This window comes from Streptomyces sp. NPDC001100 (assembly GCF_053598575.1).
Window position 1 is genome coordinate 122916 of the sequence record NZ_JBSFKO010000022.1, and the last position, 17603, is coordinate 140518.

15 protein-coding genes are annotated in these 17603 nt (G+C 70.8%); 5 read left to right on the forward strand and 10 right to left on the reverse strand.

The features are described 5' to 3' along the window. Positions 1 to 152: 152 nt before the first annotated feature. The 5 genes from pfkB to ACWDEW_RS29275 all read right to left on the reverse strand — a co-directional run bounded on the left by pfkB (position 153) and on the right by ACWDEW_RS29275 (position 6093). Positions 153 to 1100, reverse strand: a complete 948-nt coding sequence (gene pfkB, locus ACWDEW_RS29255; RefSeq protein WP_450516434.1) for a 1-phosphofructokinase — start codon at positions 1098 to 1100, stop codon at positions 153 to 155. Beyond that, complete coding sequence (locus ACWDEW_RS29260; protein WP_093628483.1) at positions 1097 to 1858, reverse strand: DeoR/GlpR family DNA-binding transcription regulator; 762 nt, start codon at positions 1856 to 1858, stop codon at positions 1097 to 1099. The genes pfkB and ACWDEW_RS29260 overlap by 4 nt, the downstream gene beginning before the upstream one ends. A 140-nt stretch (positions 1859 to 1998) precedes the next feature. Further along, positions 1999 to 2484: a hypothetical protein gene (locus ACWDEW_RS29265; RefSeq protein ID WP_450516437.1), complete on the reverse strand. Its 486-nt coding sequence runs from the start codon at positions 2482 to 2484 to the stop codon at positions 1999 to 2001. A gap of 25 nt (positions 2485 to 2509) precedes the next feature. Next, entirely contained in the window at positions 2510 to 3241 is a 732-nt protein-coding gene (locus ACWDEW_RS29270) for a Crp/Fnr family transcriptional regulator (protein WP_450516439.1), read from the reverse strand. A gap of 1337 nt (positions 3242 to 4578) precedes the next feature. Further along, on the reverse strand, positions 4579 to 6093 hold the full coding sequence (locus ACWDEW_RS29275; RefSeq protein WP_450516440.1) for an MFS transporter: 1515 nt from the start codon (positions 6091 to 6093) through the stop codon (positions 4579 to 4581). Between the two features lie 62 nt (positions 6094 to 6155). Between ACWDEW_RS29275 and ACWDEW_RS29280 the strand changes: the two genes are divergently transcribed. Beyond that, a complete protein-coding gene (locus tag ACWDEW_RS29280; protein ID WP_450516442.1) occupies positions 6156 to 7124 on the forward strand; it encodes a helix-turn-helix transcriptional regulator in 969 nt (322 codons plus the stop codon). 7 nt (positions 7125 to 7131) lie between these two features. On the opposite strand, the gene ACWDEW_RS29285 is transcribed toward ACWDEW_RS29280, so the two are convergent. Together ACWDEW_RS29285 and ACWDEW_RS29290 are read right to left on the reverse strand one after the other, a co-directional pair. Further along, complete coding sequence (locus ACWDEW_RS29285; RefSeq protein ID WP_450516444.1) at positions 7132 to 7848, reverse strand: TetR/AcrR family transcriptional regulator; 717 nt, start codon at positions 7846 to 7848, stop codon at positions 7132 to 7134. Positions 7849 to 8343: 495 nt separating this feature from the next. Continuing rightward, positions 8344 to 9342 (reverse strand): sigma-70 family RNA polymerase sigma factor, encoded by a 999-nt coding sequence (locus tag ACWDEW_RS29290; RefSeq protein WP_362971875.1) that lies wholly within the window; start codon positions 9340 to 9342, stop codon positions 8344 to 8346. Between the two features lie 170 nt (positions 9343 to 9512). Here ACWDEW_RS29290 and ACWDEW_RS29295 point away from each other — a divergent pair, with 170 nt between their 5' ends. After that, positions 9513 to 10043, forward strand: a complete 531-nt coding sequence (locus ACWDEW_RS29295) for an N-acetyltransferase family protein (RefSeq protein ID WP_450516498.1) — start codon at positions 9513 to 9515, stop codon at positions 10041 to 10043. A gap of 54 nt (positions 10044 to 10097) precedes the next feature. Here ACWDEW_RS29295 and ACWDEW_RS29300 read toward each other — a convergent pair whose 3' ends face one another. Next, positions 10098 to 10901: a dioxygenase family protein gene (locus ACWDEW_RS29300; protein WP_450516446.1), complete on the reverse strand. Its 804-nt coding sequence runs from the start codon at positions 10899 to 10901 to the stop codon at positions 10098 to 10100. Between the two features lie 134 nt (positions 10902 to 11035). Between ACWDEW_RS29300 and ACWDEW_RS29305 the strand changes: the two genes are divergently transcribed. Further along, positions 11036 to 11542, forward strand: coding sequence for a MarR family winged helix-turn-helix transcriptional regulator (locus ACWDEW_RS29305; protein WP_450516447.1), 507 nt, complete (start codon positions 11036 to 11038; stop codon positions 11540 to 11542). A 112-nt stretch (positions 11543 to 11654) separates the two neighbouring features. Here ACWDEW_RS29305 and ACWDEW_RS29310 read toward each other — a convergent pair whose 3' ends face one another. Both ACWDEW_RS29310 and ACWDEW_RS29315 read right to left on the reverse strand, forming a co-directional pair. Further along, positions 11655 to 13217 (reverse strand): MFS transporter, encoded by a 1563-nt coding sequence (locus tag ACWDEW_RS29310; RefSeq protein WP_450516449.1) that lies wholly within the window; start codon positions 13215 to 13217, stop codon positions 11655 to 11657. A gap of 151 nt (positions 13218 to 13368) precedes the next feature. Next, positions 13369 to 14013 carry a TetR/AcrR family transcriptional regulator gene (locus ACWDEW_RS29315; RefSeq protein WP_450516451.1) on the reverse strand — a complete coding sequence of 215 codons (645 nt, stop codon included), beginning with the start codon at positions 14011 to 14013 and terminating at the stop codon, positions 13369 to 13371. A 291-nt stretch (positions 14014 to 14304) separates the two neighbouring features. On the opposite strand from ACWDEW_RS29315, the gene ACWDEW_RS29320 reads away from it, so the two are divergent. Next, on the forward strand, positions 14305 to 15588 hold the full coding sequence (locus ACWDEW_RS29320; RefSeq protein WP_450516453.1) for a M6 family metalloprotease domain-containing protein: 1284 nt from the start codon (positions 14305 to 14307) through the stop codon (positions 15586 to 15588). Positions 15589 to 15718: 130 nt separating this feature from the next. Next, positions 15719 to 17389, forward strand: coding sequence for an IclR family transcriptional regulator domain-containing protein (locus ACWDEW_RS29325; RefSeq protein WP_450516455.1), 1671 nt, complete (start codon positions 15719 to 15721; stop codon positions 17387 to 17389). The last annotated feature ends 214 nt before the right edge of the window (positions 17390 to 17603 follow it).

A 17603-nucleotide genomic window follows, 5' to 3' on the forward strand; every position in this document is an offset into this window, starting at 1 on the left:
TCGCACGCGTATCGCCCGGGGGTTGTGGTGGGCGGGGGTGGGGACGGGGGTACTGCGGTGGGTCGCGGTGGGGGTGGCGGCGGCGCTTAACAGCGGGGAGTGCCGCCGGCCGGTGGCCGGTTCGAGGGGCGCCGTGGAGGCCGTGGAAACGTTCATGCGACGGGCTCCGTGAGTACGAGGTCCACCGGGACGTCGGCCGTGACCGTCACGGCGGCCGGGTCGAGGTCGGCCGGGGTGGGCATCACGCTGCCGGGGAGCTGGACGGCCGCCGCGCCGTGGGCGACGGCCGAGGCGAGGGCCTCCGGGCCGTGGCCGCCGGCGATCAGGAAGCCGGCCAGCGAGGAGTCCCCCGCGCCGACGTTGCTGCGTACGGCGTCGACGCGCGCGCTGCCGTACCAGGCGCCCGAGGCGTCCACCAGCAGCTGTCCGTCCGCGCCGAGGCTGGCGAGGACCGCGCCCGCGCCCAGCTCCCGCAGTTCCTCGGCCGCCTTGACGGCGTCGCCGACGGTGGCGAGGGGGCGGGAGACGGCCTCCGCGAGTTCCTCGGCGTTGGGCTTGACGACGTCCGGGTGTTCGCGCAGGGCCTCGATGAGCGCGGGTCCCGAGGTGTCCAGGGCGATACGGACGCCGGCGGCGTGCGCGCGGGCGACCAGCTCGGCGTACCAGGACGGTGCGAGGCCGCGCGGGAGGCTGCCGCAGCAGGCGATCCAGTCGGCGTCACGGGACTGCTGCCTGACCGTCTCCAGGAGCAACTCCTGTTCGGCGGCGGTCAGTTCGGGGCCGGGGGCGTTGATCTTCGTGAGGACGCCGTCCGCCTCGGCCAGCGCGATGTTCGAGCGGGTGGCCCCGGCGACCGGGACCGGCGCGACCTCGATGCCCTGCGCGTCGAGCAGGCTGGCGACCAGCGCGCCCGGAGCGCCACCGAGGGGCAGCACGGCGACCGTGCGCTGCCCGGCGGCGGCGACCGCGCGCGAGACGTTGACGCCCTTGCCGCCCGGGTCCATGCGCTCGCCGGTGGCCCGTATGACCTCGCCGCGGTCCAGGGAGGGGACCTCGTAGGTGCGGTCGAGGGACGGGTTCGGGGTGACCGTGAGGATCATGCGCGCACTACTTCCATGCCGCCGCGCTCCATGGCGGTGGCGTCTTCTGGGCTGAGCCCGCTGTCGGTGATCAGGAGGTCCACGTCGCTCAGGGCGCCGAAGCGGGCGAAGTGCTCCTGCCCGTGCTTGGCGGAGTCGGCGAGCAGCACGACGCGCCGGGCGGCGCCCATCGCCGCGTGCTTGACCGCGGCCTCGGCGAGGTCGGGCGTGGTCAGCCCGTGCTCGGCGGAGAAGCCGTTGGCGGCCACGAACACGACGTCGGCGCGGATCTCGCCGTACGCGCGCAGCGCCCAGGCGTCCACGGCGGCGCGCGTACGGTGCCGCACGCGTCCCCCGACGAGGTGGAGCTGCATGCCCGGGTGGTCCGCGAGGCGGGCCGCGATGGGCAGGGAGTGGGTGACGACGGTGAGCTCGGCCTCCAGCGGGACGATGCCCGCGAGGCGGGCCACCGTCGTACCGGCGTCGAGGATCACCGTGCCCTGCATGGGCAGTTCGGCGAGGGCCGCCTTGGCGATGCGGTCCTTCTCGTCGGCTGCCGTCGACTCGCGTTCGGCGAGGTCCGGCTCGAAGTCGAGCCGGCCGGCCGGTATGGCCCCGCCGTGCACCCGGCGGAGCAGGCCCGCGCGGTCGAGGGCCTTCAGGTCGCGGCGGATCGTCTCCGCGGTGACCTGGAACTCCTCTGCCAGCGACACGACGTCGACCCGGCCGCCGTCACGGGCCAGCCGGAGGATCTCCTGCTGCCGCTCCGGTGCGTACATGTCCGTTCGCCTCCGACCTGTGCCCGAACTTGTGGTTTCGCTCGGAGGCTACGCCCACATTTCTGGAAAGTAAACAGGTTCGGGCATGAGGTGGACATGAACGGGCAGAGGTGACGCGAAGAGGGGATCAGGGGGCGGGATCAGCTGCGGCGCAGGTCCTTGATCTTCTTCTCGGCGGCGAGGACGGCGCGCACCAGTTCACCCCGCGCGGTCTCCTGCCGCATGGCCTGCACGAGCTGGGCGCGGTGCTCCGGGACACTGACGCGCCCTGCCGGACCCGGCTCCGGCAGGGCGGTGGCGACGTAGTCCTTCACGCACTCGACGGCTTTCCGCAGCTCGGGCCGGAGGGCCTCGGTGGTGTCGGCTATTCCCTCGATCATGTTGCCGGTCTGCGCTATCTCGGCGAAGTCGTCGGCGGTGCAGGGCTTGCGCGTGAGGCGGCACTGGGCCTTGTAGAGATCGGCGAGCCACTCGGCGGGCTTGTCGTATTCGGCGTTCGTCTCGTCCTTGCGACGGATCCGCCGCGTCCAGGCGAAGACCCGTCTCTGGTGCTGGTACGTCAGAACGCCGACGAGACCCCCGCAGAGGGCGGAGGCGACGGGCACCAGAAGGGTGCTGGTCATCATGCTGTTGTCCGTTCAGGCGTGGGCGTCAGTTCCCGGCGGCGAGGTGACGCAGCGCGTCCACGTCGTGGACGACGAACCGGCGGTACCCGGCCTCGACGATCCCGTGGTAGCGCAGGGTCCTGATCGCGTTCTCCGTGGTGGAGACGGCGAGTTGGAGCGCGGCGGCGAGGTCCTTCTGGCTCGGGCCGGTGATCGTGACGCGGTCCGCGCGGGGGCCGGCCGAGCCGGCGGTGTCGGCGAGGTGCGCCAGGAGCCTGCTGACCCGTTCCAGGGGTGGCCTGGTGGCCATGGTGTAGACGAGTTCGTCGCTGCGGTTGCGGTCCTCCAGGCTGCGCAGCAGGGCACGTTGGGCCTCGGGACGCTTGCGCAGCAGGACGTTGAAGTAGCGGGCGCGGCAGGGGACGACCAGGGTCCCGGTCAGGCATTTGGTGCGGACGGCGCAGTCGTCGGTGAGGAGCTTGGCCTCGCCGACCAGCTGGCCGCGGCCCCGGAACCGGGTGACGGTGGGGACGCCGTCCCCCTCGCCCAGCGGGAAGCGGTCCTGTCGTACGACGCCGTCCCAGATGATGTACACGTTCTCGTCGGCCGGGCCGATCGGCAGGTGCTCGTCGCGCGCGAAGGCGCGGCCGCGCAGGCCGGCCTGCAGCAGCGCGTGCCAGTCCTCGGCCGCCAGGCGCCGCAGGAAGCTTCCCTCGGGCTGGTTCCCGTGGTCCTGGAGGAGGTCGGGCGGGCGCGCGGTGTCGACGGTCGAGGGCACGCTCACTCCCCCGCTCCCGCGTACGCGTCCTGCGGTACGCGGTGGTGGCGAGGTATCACGGTACGCATGGGGTCTGATTCCCTTTCCCTGTTTCTCTGTTCTGTTGAGGTTCCGGAACCCCGCCGGTCGGCGCGGTTCCGGAGTGACGGGTCCGGCCTCCCTCTCCGGGAGGTACGGCAATCGCCCGGTTGGTGAGTCCGGGCGGACGGAAACAGCAGCGGGACAGACCGTACCGCTCGTCGCGAGAGATAAGCCAGTCGCGATTCCCGAGCCACCGCGACGATTAGCGATCATGGTCGAAACCCCCTCGCCACGGGGTTTTACGACAGGATCCCGCGCGCAATCCGAATGGAAAAGTAGCCACCCATTGCGTAATTACCAAACCGCTTATCCCCGTTGTTCGCGTTCCCCGGGAGACGCAGCGGGGAGCTTCTTCGCCGGGCGACATATGACGTCCACACAAACGGGCGGCAAAGACGAGAGGCCCCGGGGCACCACCCCCAGGACCTCCCGGAAAGGTCCGGACCCGTCAGGATCAGACCGCTGCCCAGTAAACACCACGGACCGCCTTTGGGTCACTCCCCATCAGGCAGGAAGCGGCCTCCGGCGCCGGAAGGCCGACCCACATCCCCTACCTTCGGGGACGTCACCGACAGCACCCCTTTCCGCACACGCCGTCGAGACGTCCCACCCGGCCGCACGCTTTACCCCTTTTGCGTACGCGCGAGCAAGACCACCCCTATCCTCACCGGGGTGGGACGACTTCCCCACGTGACGGCAATCGATCAAGACTCAACAGATTCGGCCAGGACACTCCCTCCCGGCCGACGTCCGAAGCGGCCCACAGCACACCCGGCGAATTAACCGGACGACACCCCCGCAATTCCTTTCCGAGAAGCAATCCGGACCGACAAAGAATACGGAGATCCCCGCCAGGAAAGGACTGCCGTCCATGAATCGACGGTTCACCACAGCACATCATCAAATATCGACTAGTGGATAAGGGCATCAGCGCCCGCCCGCATCACCTCACACCCCCCAGCCCCACTCCCGCCCCACCTTTCACCCTGTCAGTTTTCTTGTGGAGCCGCCGAGTTGAGCGCCCGGGGCCACCCCGAAGCCGGAGCGTCCGGTCCAGAAGCCATGATTTCCGTACAGAGCATGGCGTTCGGTACCGGGTCCGCCGTCGGACCGGCCCGGCGTGCGCCTCCCTTCGCGCACCGGCGTACGCCAACTCCGACGACTCACGCCGAGCGCCCCGCCCCCGGTACGGCCTCGGGGCGGGGCGCTCGACTGCGGTGCGTCGGCGGACGGCATCGGCGGATCGGCGGAGAGCGTCAACTCCCGTCGGAGGTAGCCGCCTTGGCCGCCGCCTCACCCGCAGCCGCCCTCCCCGGCAGCGCGAACATCAGCAGGAAGATCAGGCCCATCACCGCGGCCACCCAACCCAGCGCGTTCTGGAAGGCGTTGACGAACGCCGGGCCCACCTCGGCCCGGGTCAGCCGATCGCCGATCGAGCCGAAGAAGACCACCGACACCAGCCCGAGCCCCAGCGCGTTGCCCATCTGCTGCACGGTGTTGATGAGTCCGGACGCGGAACCGGCGTACTCGCGCGGCACCTCGGAGAGGATCGTGTCGGTCAGCGGGGCGAAGATCAGGCCCATGCCGGCGCCCATCACGACCAGCGGGAGCGCCATCTGCCAGGAGGCGATGGCCAGTCGGTACCGGTCGGCCTCCCAGAGGTAGAGCAGCACACCCGCCACCATCACCAGCGCACCGGCCTGGAGGACGTTGCGTCCGCCGACGCGCGGCACCAGCTTCTGCACGGACATCCCGGCCGCCACCGAGCAGGCGATCGAGAACGGTACGCCGGTCAGCCCCGCCCTCAGCGGGCTCCAGCCGAGGCCGATCTGCATGTAGAGCGTCCAGACGAGGAAGAAGATGCCGAGTCCGACGCCGAAGACGGTCTGCACGGCGATACCGGCCGCAAAGCTCTTCACCTTGAACAGGGAGAGTTCGACGAGCGGGGAACCGTCCCGCTCGGCCTTCCGCTTCTCGTACGCCACCAGTGCGCAGAAGACACCGATCGAACCGGACATCGACACGAACCCCCAGGCGGGCCAGCCCAGTTCGTCGCCCCGGGTGAGGGGGTAGAGCAGCATCAGCAGCCCGAGGGTGACCAGGGCGACGCCCACCAGGTCCAGCTTCAGCGCGCGCGGGGCCTTCGACTCGGTGATGAAGCGGCTGCCGAGGACCAGGCCGGCGATGCCGACGGGCAGGTTGATCAGGAAGATCGGGCGCCATTCGAGGCCGAAGAGGTTCCACTCGGTGAGCAGCGCGCCGAGCAGCGGTCCGGAGACCGCGCCGAGGCCGACGATCGCGCCGAACAGGCCGAAGACCTTGCCGCGTTCGTGCGCCGGGAAGGTGGCGTGCACGATCGACAGCACCTGCGGCACCATCATCGCGGCCATCCCGCCCTGCAGGATGCGCGAGGCGACCAGCATCTCCGGGTTCGCGGCGAAGCCGCAGAGCGCGGAGGCGAGCGTGAAGCCGCCGATCCCGAGCAGGAACAGCCGCTTGCGGCCGTAGATGTCGCCGAGCCGTCCGCCGGTGATGAGCCCGGCGGCGAAGGCGAGCGCGTAGCCGGCCGTTATCCACTGGATCTGGCTGAAGGAGGCGCCCGCGTCCCGCTGTATCGAGGGGATCGCGACATTGACGATCGTGACGTCGACGAGGTCCATGAAGGCCGCGGTCATCACGATCGCGAGGGCGAACCAGCGCCGCCGGTCGGCCGCGGCGGCCACGGGGACTGCGAGGGCCGGGCTGTCCACAAGGGTTTCGGTGGAGGTCATGTCCTGAAACTACGACCCCATTAGGTCAGATCGTGTCCTAGTTCTACGGCATCCTCGAACCCATGACGACGGACACTCCGGCCCGGCTCCTCCAGCTCCTCTCCCTCCTCCAGACGCCCCGCGAGTGGCCCGGCGGCGAGCTGGCCGACCGGCTCGGGGTCTCCCGCCGCACGGTCCGCCGGGACATCGACCGGCTCCGCGAACTCGGCTACCCGGTGCAGGCGACGCTGGGCGCCGACGGCGGCTACCGGCTGGTCGCGGGCAAGGCGATGCCGCCGCTCGTCCTGGACGACGAGGAGGCGGTGGCCATCGCGGTCGGACTGCGGGCGGGCGCCGGGCACGCGGTCGAGGGGGTGGACGAGGCGTCCGTACGGGCGCTGGCCAAGCTGGAGCAGGTCCTCCCCTCGCGGCTGCGGCACCGGGTCGCCACCCTCCAGGCCGCCACCACCCCGCTGACCAGTGGCGACGGGGCGAGCATCGCGCCCGAGACGCTGACCGTGATGGCCTCGACGGTGGCCGGCCGGGAGCGGCTGCGGTTCGCGTACCGCGCGAAGGACGGTACGGAGTCGCGCCGCGTGACGGAGCCGTACCGGCTCGTCTCGACCGGTCGGCGCTGGTACCTCGTGGCCTACGACCTCGACCGCGAGGACTGGCGGACGTTCCGGGTCGACCGGGTGAGCGAGCCGTTCGCGACGGGGGCGCGGTTCACGCCGCGCGAGCTGCCGACGGGGAGCGCGGCGGAGTATCTGCGGCAGTCGATGTACCGGCAGCAGGCGTCCTACGAGTACTCCGTGACGTTCGCCGCGCCCGCCGACGTCGTCGCCGCGCGGGTTCCGGCCTGGATGGGTACGCCAGAACCGCTGGACGAGCACAGTTGCCGTCTGCGGGCCACGACCGGCGACGAGGTCCGCTGGCTGGCCGTCCGGCTGGCCCTGCTGGAGTTCGGGTTCACGGTGCAGGAACCGGAGGAACTGGTGCGCTGCGTGCGGGAGTTGGGGGAACGGCTGAGCAGGGCGGCGGGGAGGGAGTAGGGCCGCCTCACCCCACGCCCCGCACCGTCCCGATCTCCCTCCAGGGAAAGTCCCGCAGCGCCCGCAGGTTCCGCAGTGCCGACTCCGCCGGACCGGCGAGGGTGCCCGGGTGTTCCTTTCCGGTCGCCCAGCCCTCGACGGCCGTCCGTACGGCGGCGCTCGCGACGGCGGCGGCGAAGCGCAGCTCTGGTGAAGTCGCGTCGGGGGCGTCGGCGGCGAGGGCGGGGTCGCCGTGGGTGACGCGTTCCAGCAGGACCTCGCCCAGGGTCCGTTCGGACGCCTGGCAGACCTCCGCCCACACCCTGCGCAGGCCGGGGCTGGACTCCGCCATGCCGATCAGGGTGCGCGCCCAGGTCCAGGAGGTCGTGGAGACGCCCACTCCGGGGGTCAGCGTGTGGCGTACCCCGTGTTCCAGGGCCTCCGGCACCGACAGTGCGGGCGGGGCCGCGCGCACCGCGTCCGCCCAGCGCTGGGCGCCGGCCGCGTAGAGCGGGGCGACGGCCTCCTCCTTGGTGGCGAAGTAGCGGTAGAAGGTGCGCGGGGCGATGCCGGCGCTCTGGGCGATGTCCTCGGCGCGGGTGGCCCGCAGCCCGTGTCTGGCGAAGAGTCCGGCCGCCGCCCGGGCGATCTGCATCCGGGTCTCGGCCTTGCGCCGCTCGGTCAGCGAGAGCGGTGCGGAGGAGGAGTCGGGACGGGGATCCGGGGCTGGGGTGGGGCTGCTCACACCGGCAGGCTATGCCGCTGTGGCACAATCTGCCATTCGGCGGGCCACCCCGGTGTTCAGGTACGGGGTGCCCCGCCGTCCCAGCATGTCCGCACCTCACCCCGCCCCTCCCGCGCGTGCGAAAGAGCCGGGCCCCGCGCGTGAAAAAGAGCCGGGCCCCGGCGCCTGGGGGGACAGGTGCCGAAGCCCGGCTCGGGAGAGTCCCGGCGCCGGGGGGGGGGATTTGCGTCGGGACGTGGCTCAGTGGGTCACGGGGTGCCGCCCATGGCTCCAACTCCTGGGCCCTGAAGTCTTGTTCCCAGGGCCCCGCACGTTGAAGCGGCTTTGCGCGGCCATGTTTGCGCGGTCTTCCGCCACCCGGCGTACGCGGCCGGGTGCGCACCGGGGTCGTACGCGCCCCGTGGCTGCCGGGCCGCCCGACAGAGAGCTGGGCGGCCACGCCCCCGGCAACCCCTCCGGCGCCCCCGCCGGAGGGGTTGCTGCTCAGGGCCTTTCCTACGCCGCCGCGTCGAAACCGGTCTGGCTGGCCAGCTTCTTCAGTTCCAGCAGGGCGTGCTTCTCGATCTGGCGAATGCGCTCGCGGGTCAGGCCGTGCTCCTTGCCGACCTCGGTGAGCGTGCGCTCCCGGCCGTCCTCCATGCCGTACCGCATCTTGATGATGGAGGCCGTGCGCTGGTCGAGGCGGCCGATCAGGTCGTCCAGTTCCTCGCTGCGCAGCAGGGTCATCACGGACTGCTCGGGCGAGACCGCGGAGGTGTCCTCCAGGAGGTCACCGAACTGGGTGTCGCCGTCGTCGTCCACCGACATGTTCAGCGAGACCGGGTCGCGCGCCCAGTCCAGGACGTTCGTCACGCGCTCCGGAGTCGTGTCCAACTCGGCGGCGATCTCCGCGTGTTCGGGTTCCCGCCCGTTCTTGCGGTTGAACTCGCGCTGCACCCGGCGGATCCGGCCCAGCTCCTCCACGAGGTGGACGGGCAGGCGGATGGTCCGGGACTGGTCGGCGATGGAGCGGGTGATGGCCTGGCGGATCCACCAGGTCGCGTACGTCGAGAACTTGAAGCCCTTGCGGTAGTCGAACTTCTCGACCGCGCGGACCAGGCCCGCGTTGCCCTCCTGGATCAGGTCGAGCAGGGGCAGGCCGCTACGGGGGTAACGGCGGGCCACGGCCACGACCAGACGGAGGTTGGACCGGATGAAGACGTCCTTGGCACGCTCCCCTTCGGCGACCAGGGCCTCCAGCTCTTCGCGGGTGGCGTCCGCCTGGGACTCCTCCTCGCCGTCGAGGACCTGGCGCGCGAACACGCCCGCTTCGATGGTCTGCGAAAGCTCGACTTCCTTGGCGGCGTCGAGCAGCGGTGTGCGCGCGATTTCGTCGAGATACATGCCGACCAGGTCGCGGTCGGCGATCTCGCCGCCATGGGCGCGAACACTGCGTGCCACGCCGGAGGTCTCGCCGGAGGCGGACTTACGACGGGCGACGGCACGGGTTGCCATGCGTGCTCCCTTGCGATGGTGGGTCAGCAGGTGTTCGTCGGATGCTTCGGCACTCTTCTCGTGTGCCCTGCATCTGATGGAAACAACGACTGGAATCCGGACAGAATTCCCGACCCGCTCCCCTATTTTTCTGATCTTGCAGTACCCTGTCCGGCCACAAGGGAGGCATGATGCCGTCGGAACGTACAGAGGTGCAGGTCAGGCCGGGGGTCGAGGATGACCTCGTCGCCCTCACCGACATCTACAACCACTACGTACGCGAGACCCCGATCACCTTCGACACCGCCGCCTTCACGCCGGAGGAGCGCCGTCCTTGGCTGCTCTCCCACCCTGAAGACGGTCCATACCGGCTGAAGGTTGCCGTCGAGGGGACCTTCCAAGGAAACTCACAGCGAATCCTCGGCTACGCCACATCCAGCCCTTACCGGGCGAAGCCCGCCTACTCGACCTCGGTCGAGGTCACGATCTACCTCGCCCCGGACTCCGGCGGGCGCGGTGTCGGAACGCTGCTCTACAAGGCCCTGTTCGCGGACCTGGCGGCCGAGGACGTCCACCGGGCGTACGCGGGCATCGCACAGCCCAACGAAGCGTCCACGCGGCTGCATGAACGCTTCGGTTTCCGGCCGGTGGGGACCTACCGGGAGGTGGGCCGCAAGTTCGGCCGCTACTGGGATGTCGCCTGGTACGAGAAGGAGTTGTAGCCCTTCCCGAAGGGAAGGGCCTTTTGCCGCGGGCTCAGCCGAAGGCAGGCGGCCTCAGCCGAACTGCACCGACCGCTTCGCCATCCCCATCCAGAACCCGTCGATCACAGAGGGGTTCAGCGACTCAGGGGTGTCCAGTTCGCCGGCCGCTTCCGCCGCACCCATGGTGACGAACAGCGGGGCGAAGTGCTCGGTGCGCGGGTGGGCGTAGCGCCCGGCCGGTGCCTTGTGGAGGAAGTCGAGCAGGCCGTCCCAGTCCCGGGCCTCCAGGGCGCGCCTGCCCCAGTCGTCGAACTCGGAGGACCAGGTGGGCACTCCCCCTCCGGCGTGGCGCAGGGCGGCCAGGTTGTGGGTGAAGAAGCCGGAGCCGACGATCAGGACGCCCTCGTCGCGCAGGGGCGCCAGCTTGCGGCCGATCTCCATGAGCTTCACCGGGTCGAGGGTCGGCATGGACACCTGGAGGACCGGGATGTCGGCGGCCGGGAACATCTCGACGAGCGGGACGTACGCCCCGTGGTCGAGGCCGCGGTCGGGGACGTCCTGCACGGGGATGCCCGGGGCACGCAGCAACTTCCGTACCGACTCGGCGAGTTCGGGGGCGCCCGGGGCGTCGTAGCGGACCTGGTAGTAGTGCTCGGGGAAGCCCCAGAAGTCGTAGACGAGGGGGACCGGGTCGGTGGCGCCGAGGGCGAGGGGGGCCTCCTCCCAGTGGGCGGACACCATCAGGATCGCCTTGGGGCGGGGGAGGTCGGCGGACCAGGCGGCGAGTTCGCCGGGCCAGACGGGGTCGTCCGCGAGGGGCGGCGCGCCATGGCTGAGATAGAGGGCGGGCATGCGCTCCGGTGCGGCGGTGGACATGACGGTCACTCCCCAGGGTCGAACCGTGATCGAGCTCGGCACTCGAACTCGTTGCTTGAACTCTCAAACTTCCTGAGGAGAGCTTACGCCGCATTTGTTTAACCTTCAAGAAGAGCTCTCGTACAGTGGAGTGCATGAACACGGCACCCACTTCCGCAGAACCCCGCTGGCTCACCGCCGAGGAGCAGCGCGTCTGGCGCTTCTACATGCACGCCAGCACCCTCCTGGAGGACCATCTGGACCGCCAGCTCCAGCGGGACGCGGGCATGCCGCACATCTACTACGGCCTCCTCGTCCAGCTCGCCGAGATCCCGGGCCGCCGGCTGCGGATGACCGAGCTGGCCATGAACGCGAAGATCACCCGCTCCCGGCTCTCGCACGCGATCGCGCGGCTGGAGAAGAACGGGTGGGTGCGCCGCGAGGACTGTCCCTCCGACAAGCGCGGCCAGTTCGCGGTGCTGACCGACGCGGGGTACGAGGTGCTCAGCCGGACCGCGCCGGGCCATGTGACCGCCGTACGGCAGGCGTTGTTCGAGCGGCTGAGCCCGGAACAGCAGAAGTCCCTCGGCGAGATCATGGAGATCGTCGCCGAGGGACTTCAGCCGAACGAAGCGGGCGCGGATCTGCCCTGGCTCCGCTGAGCCGCTCAACTCAGTGCAGAACCAGGGCAGTTCCTGGGAACCGTAGCTACGAGGCGTCCCCTTCCCCGTAGCCACGGATGGTGCGAAGGGGGTACGACCGGGTCGGGCGTCGTCAGTGGGCGACGACCGGCACCTTGAACTCGTCCTCGACTCCGTCACCGGAGGCGACCGGGTCGGAACCCTGCTTGCCCGCGTTGACGAGGACCGAGACGATGACCGCGGCCGTCACCAGCATGCCGACGGCGAACCAGATGGCGTTGGTGTAGCCGTGCACCTGACCCTGCAGCTGGATCAGCTGCTGCTGGGTCTTGGAGGTACCCGCGCCGGCGATGTGGTCCTTGATGTACGCGGTCGTCGCGGAGGCGGCGATCGTGTTCAGCAGGGCCGTACCGATGGCGCCGCCCACCTGCTGCGAGGTGTTGACCATCGCGGAGGCGACACCCGCGTCCCGGGGCTCGACGCCCAGGGTCGCGAGGGACATGGCCGGCATGAACGCCGTACCCATGCCGAGGCCGAGCAGCAGCATCGCGGGCAGGATGATCGACGCGTAGGACGAGCCGATCTCCAGCTGCGTCATCAGCAGCATGCCGACCGCGGCGACCAGGAAGCCGGGGCCCATGAGCAGGCGGGCCGGCAGGCGGGTCATCAGGCGGGTGCCGATCTGGGTCGAGCCGACCATCATGCCGACGATCATCGGCATGAAGGCGAAGCCGGTCTTGATGGGCGTGAAGCCCTTCACGACCTGGAGGTAGTAGGTGAGGAAGAGGAAGGTGCCGAACATCGCGATGATGGCGATGCCGAGCGAGAGGTAGATGCCGCCGCGGTTGCGGTCGGTGATCACACGCAGGGGCAGCAGCGGTGCCTTGACCCTGGACTCGACGATCACGAACGAGGCCAGAAGGACGGCCGACGCGATGAAGAGCGCGATGGTCGAGGTGTCGCCCCAGCCGTCGGTCTCGGCGCGGGTGAAGCCGTAGACGAGAGAGACCAGACCGAGGGTGGAGAGCAGGACACCAGGGATGTCGAGCGGGTTGCGGTTGCGGCCGCCGGCCGGCTCACGGATGACGAAGTACGCGCCGAGCGCGGCGACGATCGCGAACGGGATGTTCACGAAGAACGTCCAGCGCCAGTCGAGGTACTCGGTCAGCACACCGCCGAGGATGAAGCCGACGGCGCCGCCGCCACCGGCGATCGCGCCGTAGATGCCGAACGCCTTGGCACGCTCCTTGGCGTCCGTGAACATCACGGCGAGCAGGGAGAGCGCGGCGGGCGCGAGCAGTGCGCCGAAGGCGCCCTGGAGGGCACGGGCGCCGAACATCATGGCGCCGGTGGTGGCCATACCGCCGAGCGCGGACGCGGCGGCGAAGCCGGTCAGGCCGACGACGAAGGCGCGCTTGCGTCCCCACAGGTCGGCTATGCGGCCGCCGAAGAGGAGCAGTCCGCCGAAGGCGAGGGCGTAGGCCGTGACGACCCACTGCCGGTTGCCGTCGGAGATGCCCAGGTCGGTCTGGGCGGACGGGAGCGCGATGTTCACGATGGTCGCGTCGAGCACGACCATCAGCTGGGCGAGCGCGATGAACGCGAGCGCTTTCCAGCGGTTGGCATGGGCTTCGTGCTCGGCGGCCTCGGAGGCCTTGTCGAGAGCGCCGGGGGCGCTTCGAGCTGTTTCAGACATGGTGGTACCCACTTCGGGACTTCGTGACGGAAAAATACGGAAGAAGGACGTGATCGGGGACGGCTCGTCGACGGGTGACACTTCGTGGTCGCCGCGAGGACGAGAGCCGGTGCTTGTTGTTGAGACGGGCGTGACGCTCTGAACTAATCGGTCAGGGCTGCCGGAGATCCTCCATGGTCGCGGCGGTGCCGGGCAGGACCGAGCGGGCCGGGGCCCGCAGTCCGTCCAGGAACAGCTGCAGGTGTCGGTGTACGAAGCGGTCGGCGCTGAGGCAGCCGGTGCCGGCCGGGGGCCTGCTGAGCTGGGCCACGGCGACCATCACATCGCCGACGCCCACGTCCGTACGGAGCTGTCCGGACCGCCTGGCGCGGTCCATGACCTCGCCGATGAGCTGCTCGACCCGCTCCCGCGCGGCTTCCAGGTCCGGGTGGAACTGGTCGAACGTGCTGGAGATCATCGGGCACAGCGCGCTGATCCGCTCGTCGGCGGACACGTGCACGAAGCGCTCCAGAGCGGCGAAGGCGTCGCCGGTCTCGGTGAGCGCCTGCTCGGCGGCCTCCGACGTACGGTCCATGACCGAGACGACCACCTCGCGGACGAGGGCGTCGCGGTCGGGGAAATTGCGGTAGAGCGTGGCGTTGCCGACGCCGGCCCGGCGGGCGATCTCGTCGAGGGGCACATCCGGGCCGAACTCGACGAACATCTCGCGGGCGGCGGTGACGATCCGCTCCCGGTTGCGCAAAGCGTCGGCGCGCGGCCGGGTCACCTTTCGCTGTACGGGGGTCGCGGTCGTCACGGCTGCTCCTGAGGCTCTGAAGGTCTGGGACTGCTGACGCGATCCGGGGATCCACTCCCCGTTTCGCTCGGACACATGGCTAAACGGGGAAACGCTCCCCGGTTATTTCCCACTCAGCGGGACATTTTATGTGACCTGGGTCACACCTCGTTCGGCCCCTGTTCGGACCCTTTTCCCCGCTCGACCACACGGTCGGTCTCCTCCAGCGCGCGCCCTCGCACCGCACGACACAGGGTGATCGAAAGGGTGCAGTCGGAGACCGGCGGCTGCCGTGGCGCGAAGGGTCCATGCATGCAGCCCAGCCGTCGGATACGCCCGCGCCGCGTGGCCGCCCTCGCGTCCGTCACCGTCCTGACCCTCGCGGTCAGCACCTCGGCCGGTACCGGACACCTCACCCCGGGCGCCATGACGGCGGCGGGCCCGATCGCGCTCGCCCGCACCTCCGCACTCGGCGCCTGCATGATCAACGGCCCCCTCGACACCGAGATGTCCGAGGGCATCCCCACCCCTGGCGGCTACTCCCGCTCCACCGGCACGGTCCACGCCCTGACCCTGATGGTCGACTTCTCCGACGCCCCCGGCCAGGGCACCGCCATGGACCGCTACCACGAGTTCTTCCCGCAGACCCAGGAGTGGTTCCGCACCAGCTCCTACGGCCGCCTCGACTACCGCCCCGAGACCCCGGTCGACCACTGGCTCCGCATGCCCAAGCCCTTCAGGTCCTACGGCATAGAGCGCGGCGCGCCCTTCGACCCCGGGTACCGGCAGCTCGTCCAGGACATCGTCACCGCCGCCGACCCGACCGTGGACTTCCGGTCGTACGACCTCCTGAACGTCCTGGTCACCCCGAACGCGGGCCCCTCCGCCCTCGACACCGTCCTGTCGGTGACGTTCGCCGGCAACACGGAGGCCCCTGTCGCGGACGGCGTCCCCGTCTCCAACGCCTCCTTCGTCTACTCCCGCCAGGACGACGGCTCAGGCTCCTACGCCCGCACCGGCTACCGCGTCCTCCCCCACGAGAACGGCCATGTCTTCGGCCTGCCCGACCTCTACACCCAGGAGGGCGGGGGCTCGGTCGGTCACTGGGACATCATGAGCGAGGACTGGGGCGCCGACAACGACCTCCTGGGCTGGCACAAGTGGAAACTCGGCTGGCTCGACCCGTCCCAGGTCAACTGCGCGATGGCCAGCGGCACTTCGGAGTACACCCTGACCCCGCTGGAACGCCCGGGCGGCGACGGCACCCGCCTGGTCTTCGTCCCGCTCTCCCGACGGACGGGCTACGCCCTGGAGCTGCGCACCCGCGAGGGCAACGACGAGGCGGTGTGCCGCCCCGGTGTCCTCATCTACAAGGTGGAGGCGGACGTCGACACGGGGATGGGTCCGGTGAAGGTGTACGACGCGCACCGGGACAGCGGGGGCTGCACACGGAGTCCCAATGTGCACGCCGAGTTGTCGGACGCGCCGTTCACCGCAGGAGAATCGTTCAACGATCCTCGCAGGGGGGTTCGGGTCGCGGTGACGGGGGCCGATGCGGCGGGGAACTACCGGGTGACGGTTACGCGGACGCGGTAGAGGTGACGCGGGTGGCGCGGCTCAGGGGACGGAGCACCGCTCTCCTGGAGCGGGTGTCGCAGGCTCGGCGGTGACCGCATCGGGCGCGGGCTTACCGTAGGGCTGCCGAGATCGCCGTACCGGAGAGCCGATGCCCGCTGAGACCACGCTGGACGACCGTGCCGGAGCCGTGCCCGCCGAGGCGGTCGCCCCGTTGATCCGCGGGGTCGCCGTGGTGCGCCGACTCACCGAGGCGGGCGGCACGTTGAGCCTCAGCGGGCTGGAGCGGGCCACCGGCCTGGCCCGCTCCACGGTCGACCGGATCACCGCGACGCTCGCCCGCACGGGATACGTCCGTCTCGACGGCCGGGACGCGGTTCTCACCCCTCGGATCATGGAACTGGGCAACGCCTACCTGGCCGCCCTGCGGCTGCCGGCCCTCCTGGACGCCCGCGCGGACGCCCTCGCCGACGAGCTGGACGAGTCGGTGTCGCTCGCGGTGGCCGACCGGGACGGCATCCGCTTCATCCACCAGGCGACCCGCCGCCGCGCCATGTCCCTGAGCTTCCGCATCGGCGACCTGCTGCCGGCCGAACGCACCGCGCCGGGACCGCTGTTCGCGACCGAGTGGACGGAGCGCGACTGGGCCCGCTGGCGCGAGCGCCGCGCGGCGGACCCGGAGGACCGCGGCTTCCCCGCCGTACCCCCGCGCTCGCCGTCGGCCCCCGCACCCGACCTCGAACGGTCGGCCGCGCAGGCCCTCGAGAACGGCTGGGCACTGGACGACCAGTTGATCGAACCGGGCCTGACGGCGGTGTCCGTGCCGGTCCGCGACCCCCGCACCGGCACGATCGCGTGCGTGGCCAGCGTGGTCAGCCACACCAGCAGGCACACGGCGGAGGAGCTGCGGACCACGTTGTTGCCGCGGCTGCGGACGGCGGTCGAGGCGATGGAGGAGGACCTGCGCACGGCACCCCGGCCGGACCCGGTGGCCGCGCCCTCGGGCCTGGCGACCTGGACGGGCGCGTCCAAGCAGGAACTGGGCCGGGAGTTCGTCGAATCCCTGGCCCGCGGACTGACGGTCCTGACGGCCTTCGACGAGGGCCGCGCCGAACTGACCCTGACGGAGGTCGCCCAGGCGACGGGCCTGCCCCGCGCGACCGCCCGCCGCGCACTGATCACCTACGAGCACCTCGGCCTGGTGACCCCGTCCGGCGACCGCCGCTTCACCCTGACACCCCGAGTCCTGTCCCTCGGCTTCCCACCCCTGTCCCGGACCACCCTGCCGTCCCTCGCGACCCCGCACCTGACCGCCCTCGCCGCCCGCATCCACGAGTCGGCGTCCCTGGCGATCCTCGTGGGCTCCGACATCCAGTACACGGCCCGGGTCGCCACCAGCCGCGTGATGAGCGTGAACATCGCGGTCGGCACCCGTTTCCCGGCCTACGCGACGGCACTGGGCCGCGTGCTGCTGTCCGACGCCCCACCGGCGACGCTACGGCAGGCCCTGGCCGATCCACGCCCCCTGACCCCGCACACGCTGACCGACCCCGGGGCGCTCTCGACCGCCCTGGAGCGGGTGCGGTCCCAGGGATACGCTCTGGTCGACGAGGAGTTGGAGGCGGGCCTGCGCTCACTCGCCGTACCGGTCCGCGACCGCACCGGCCGGGTGGTCGCCGCGCTGAACACGGCGACCCATGTGGCACGCCGGCCGGCGGCCGCGTACGTCGCGGACATCCTGCCCGAGCTGCTGGAGACCGCGGGGCGGATCGAGGCGGATCTGCGGGTGGCGGGGCGGTTCACTCGGGTGGCGAGGTCCTGACGCCGGGGGGCGGGGCTCGCGGGACGGATACGCCTCGGCTGCGCGGTCCCGCGAGACCGCGCAGCCGTACCACTGCCGCCCTCCTGGCCTGGGAGAGAGCCCGCCCGACAGCTACGTCCCGGCGGCGAGATCCGGCAACTGGCGCAGCCGTACACCTGTTGCCGTGCCGGCCCAGGAGAGAGCTCGGCAGACGGCTGCACCTCGGCGGCGAGAT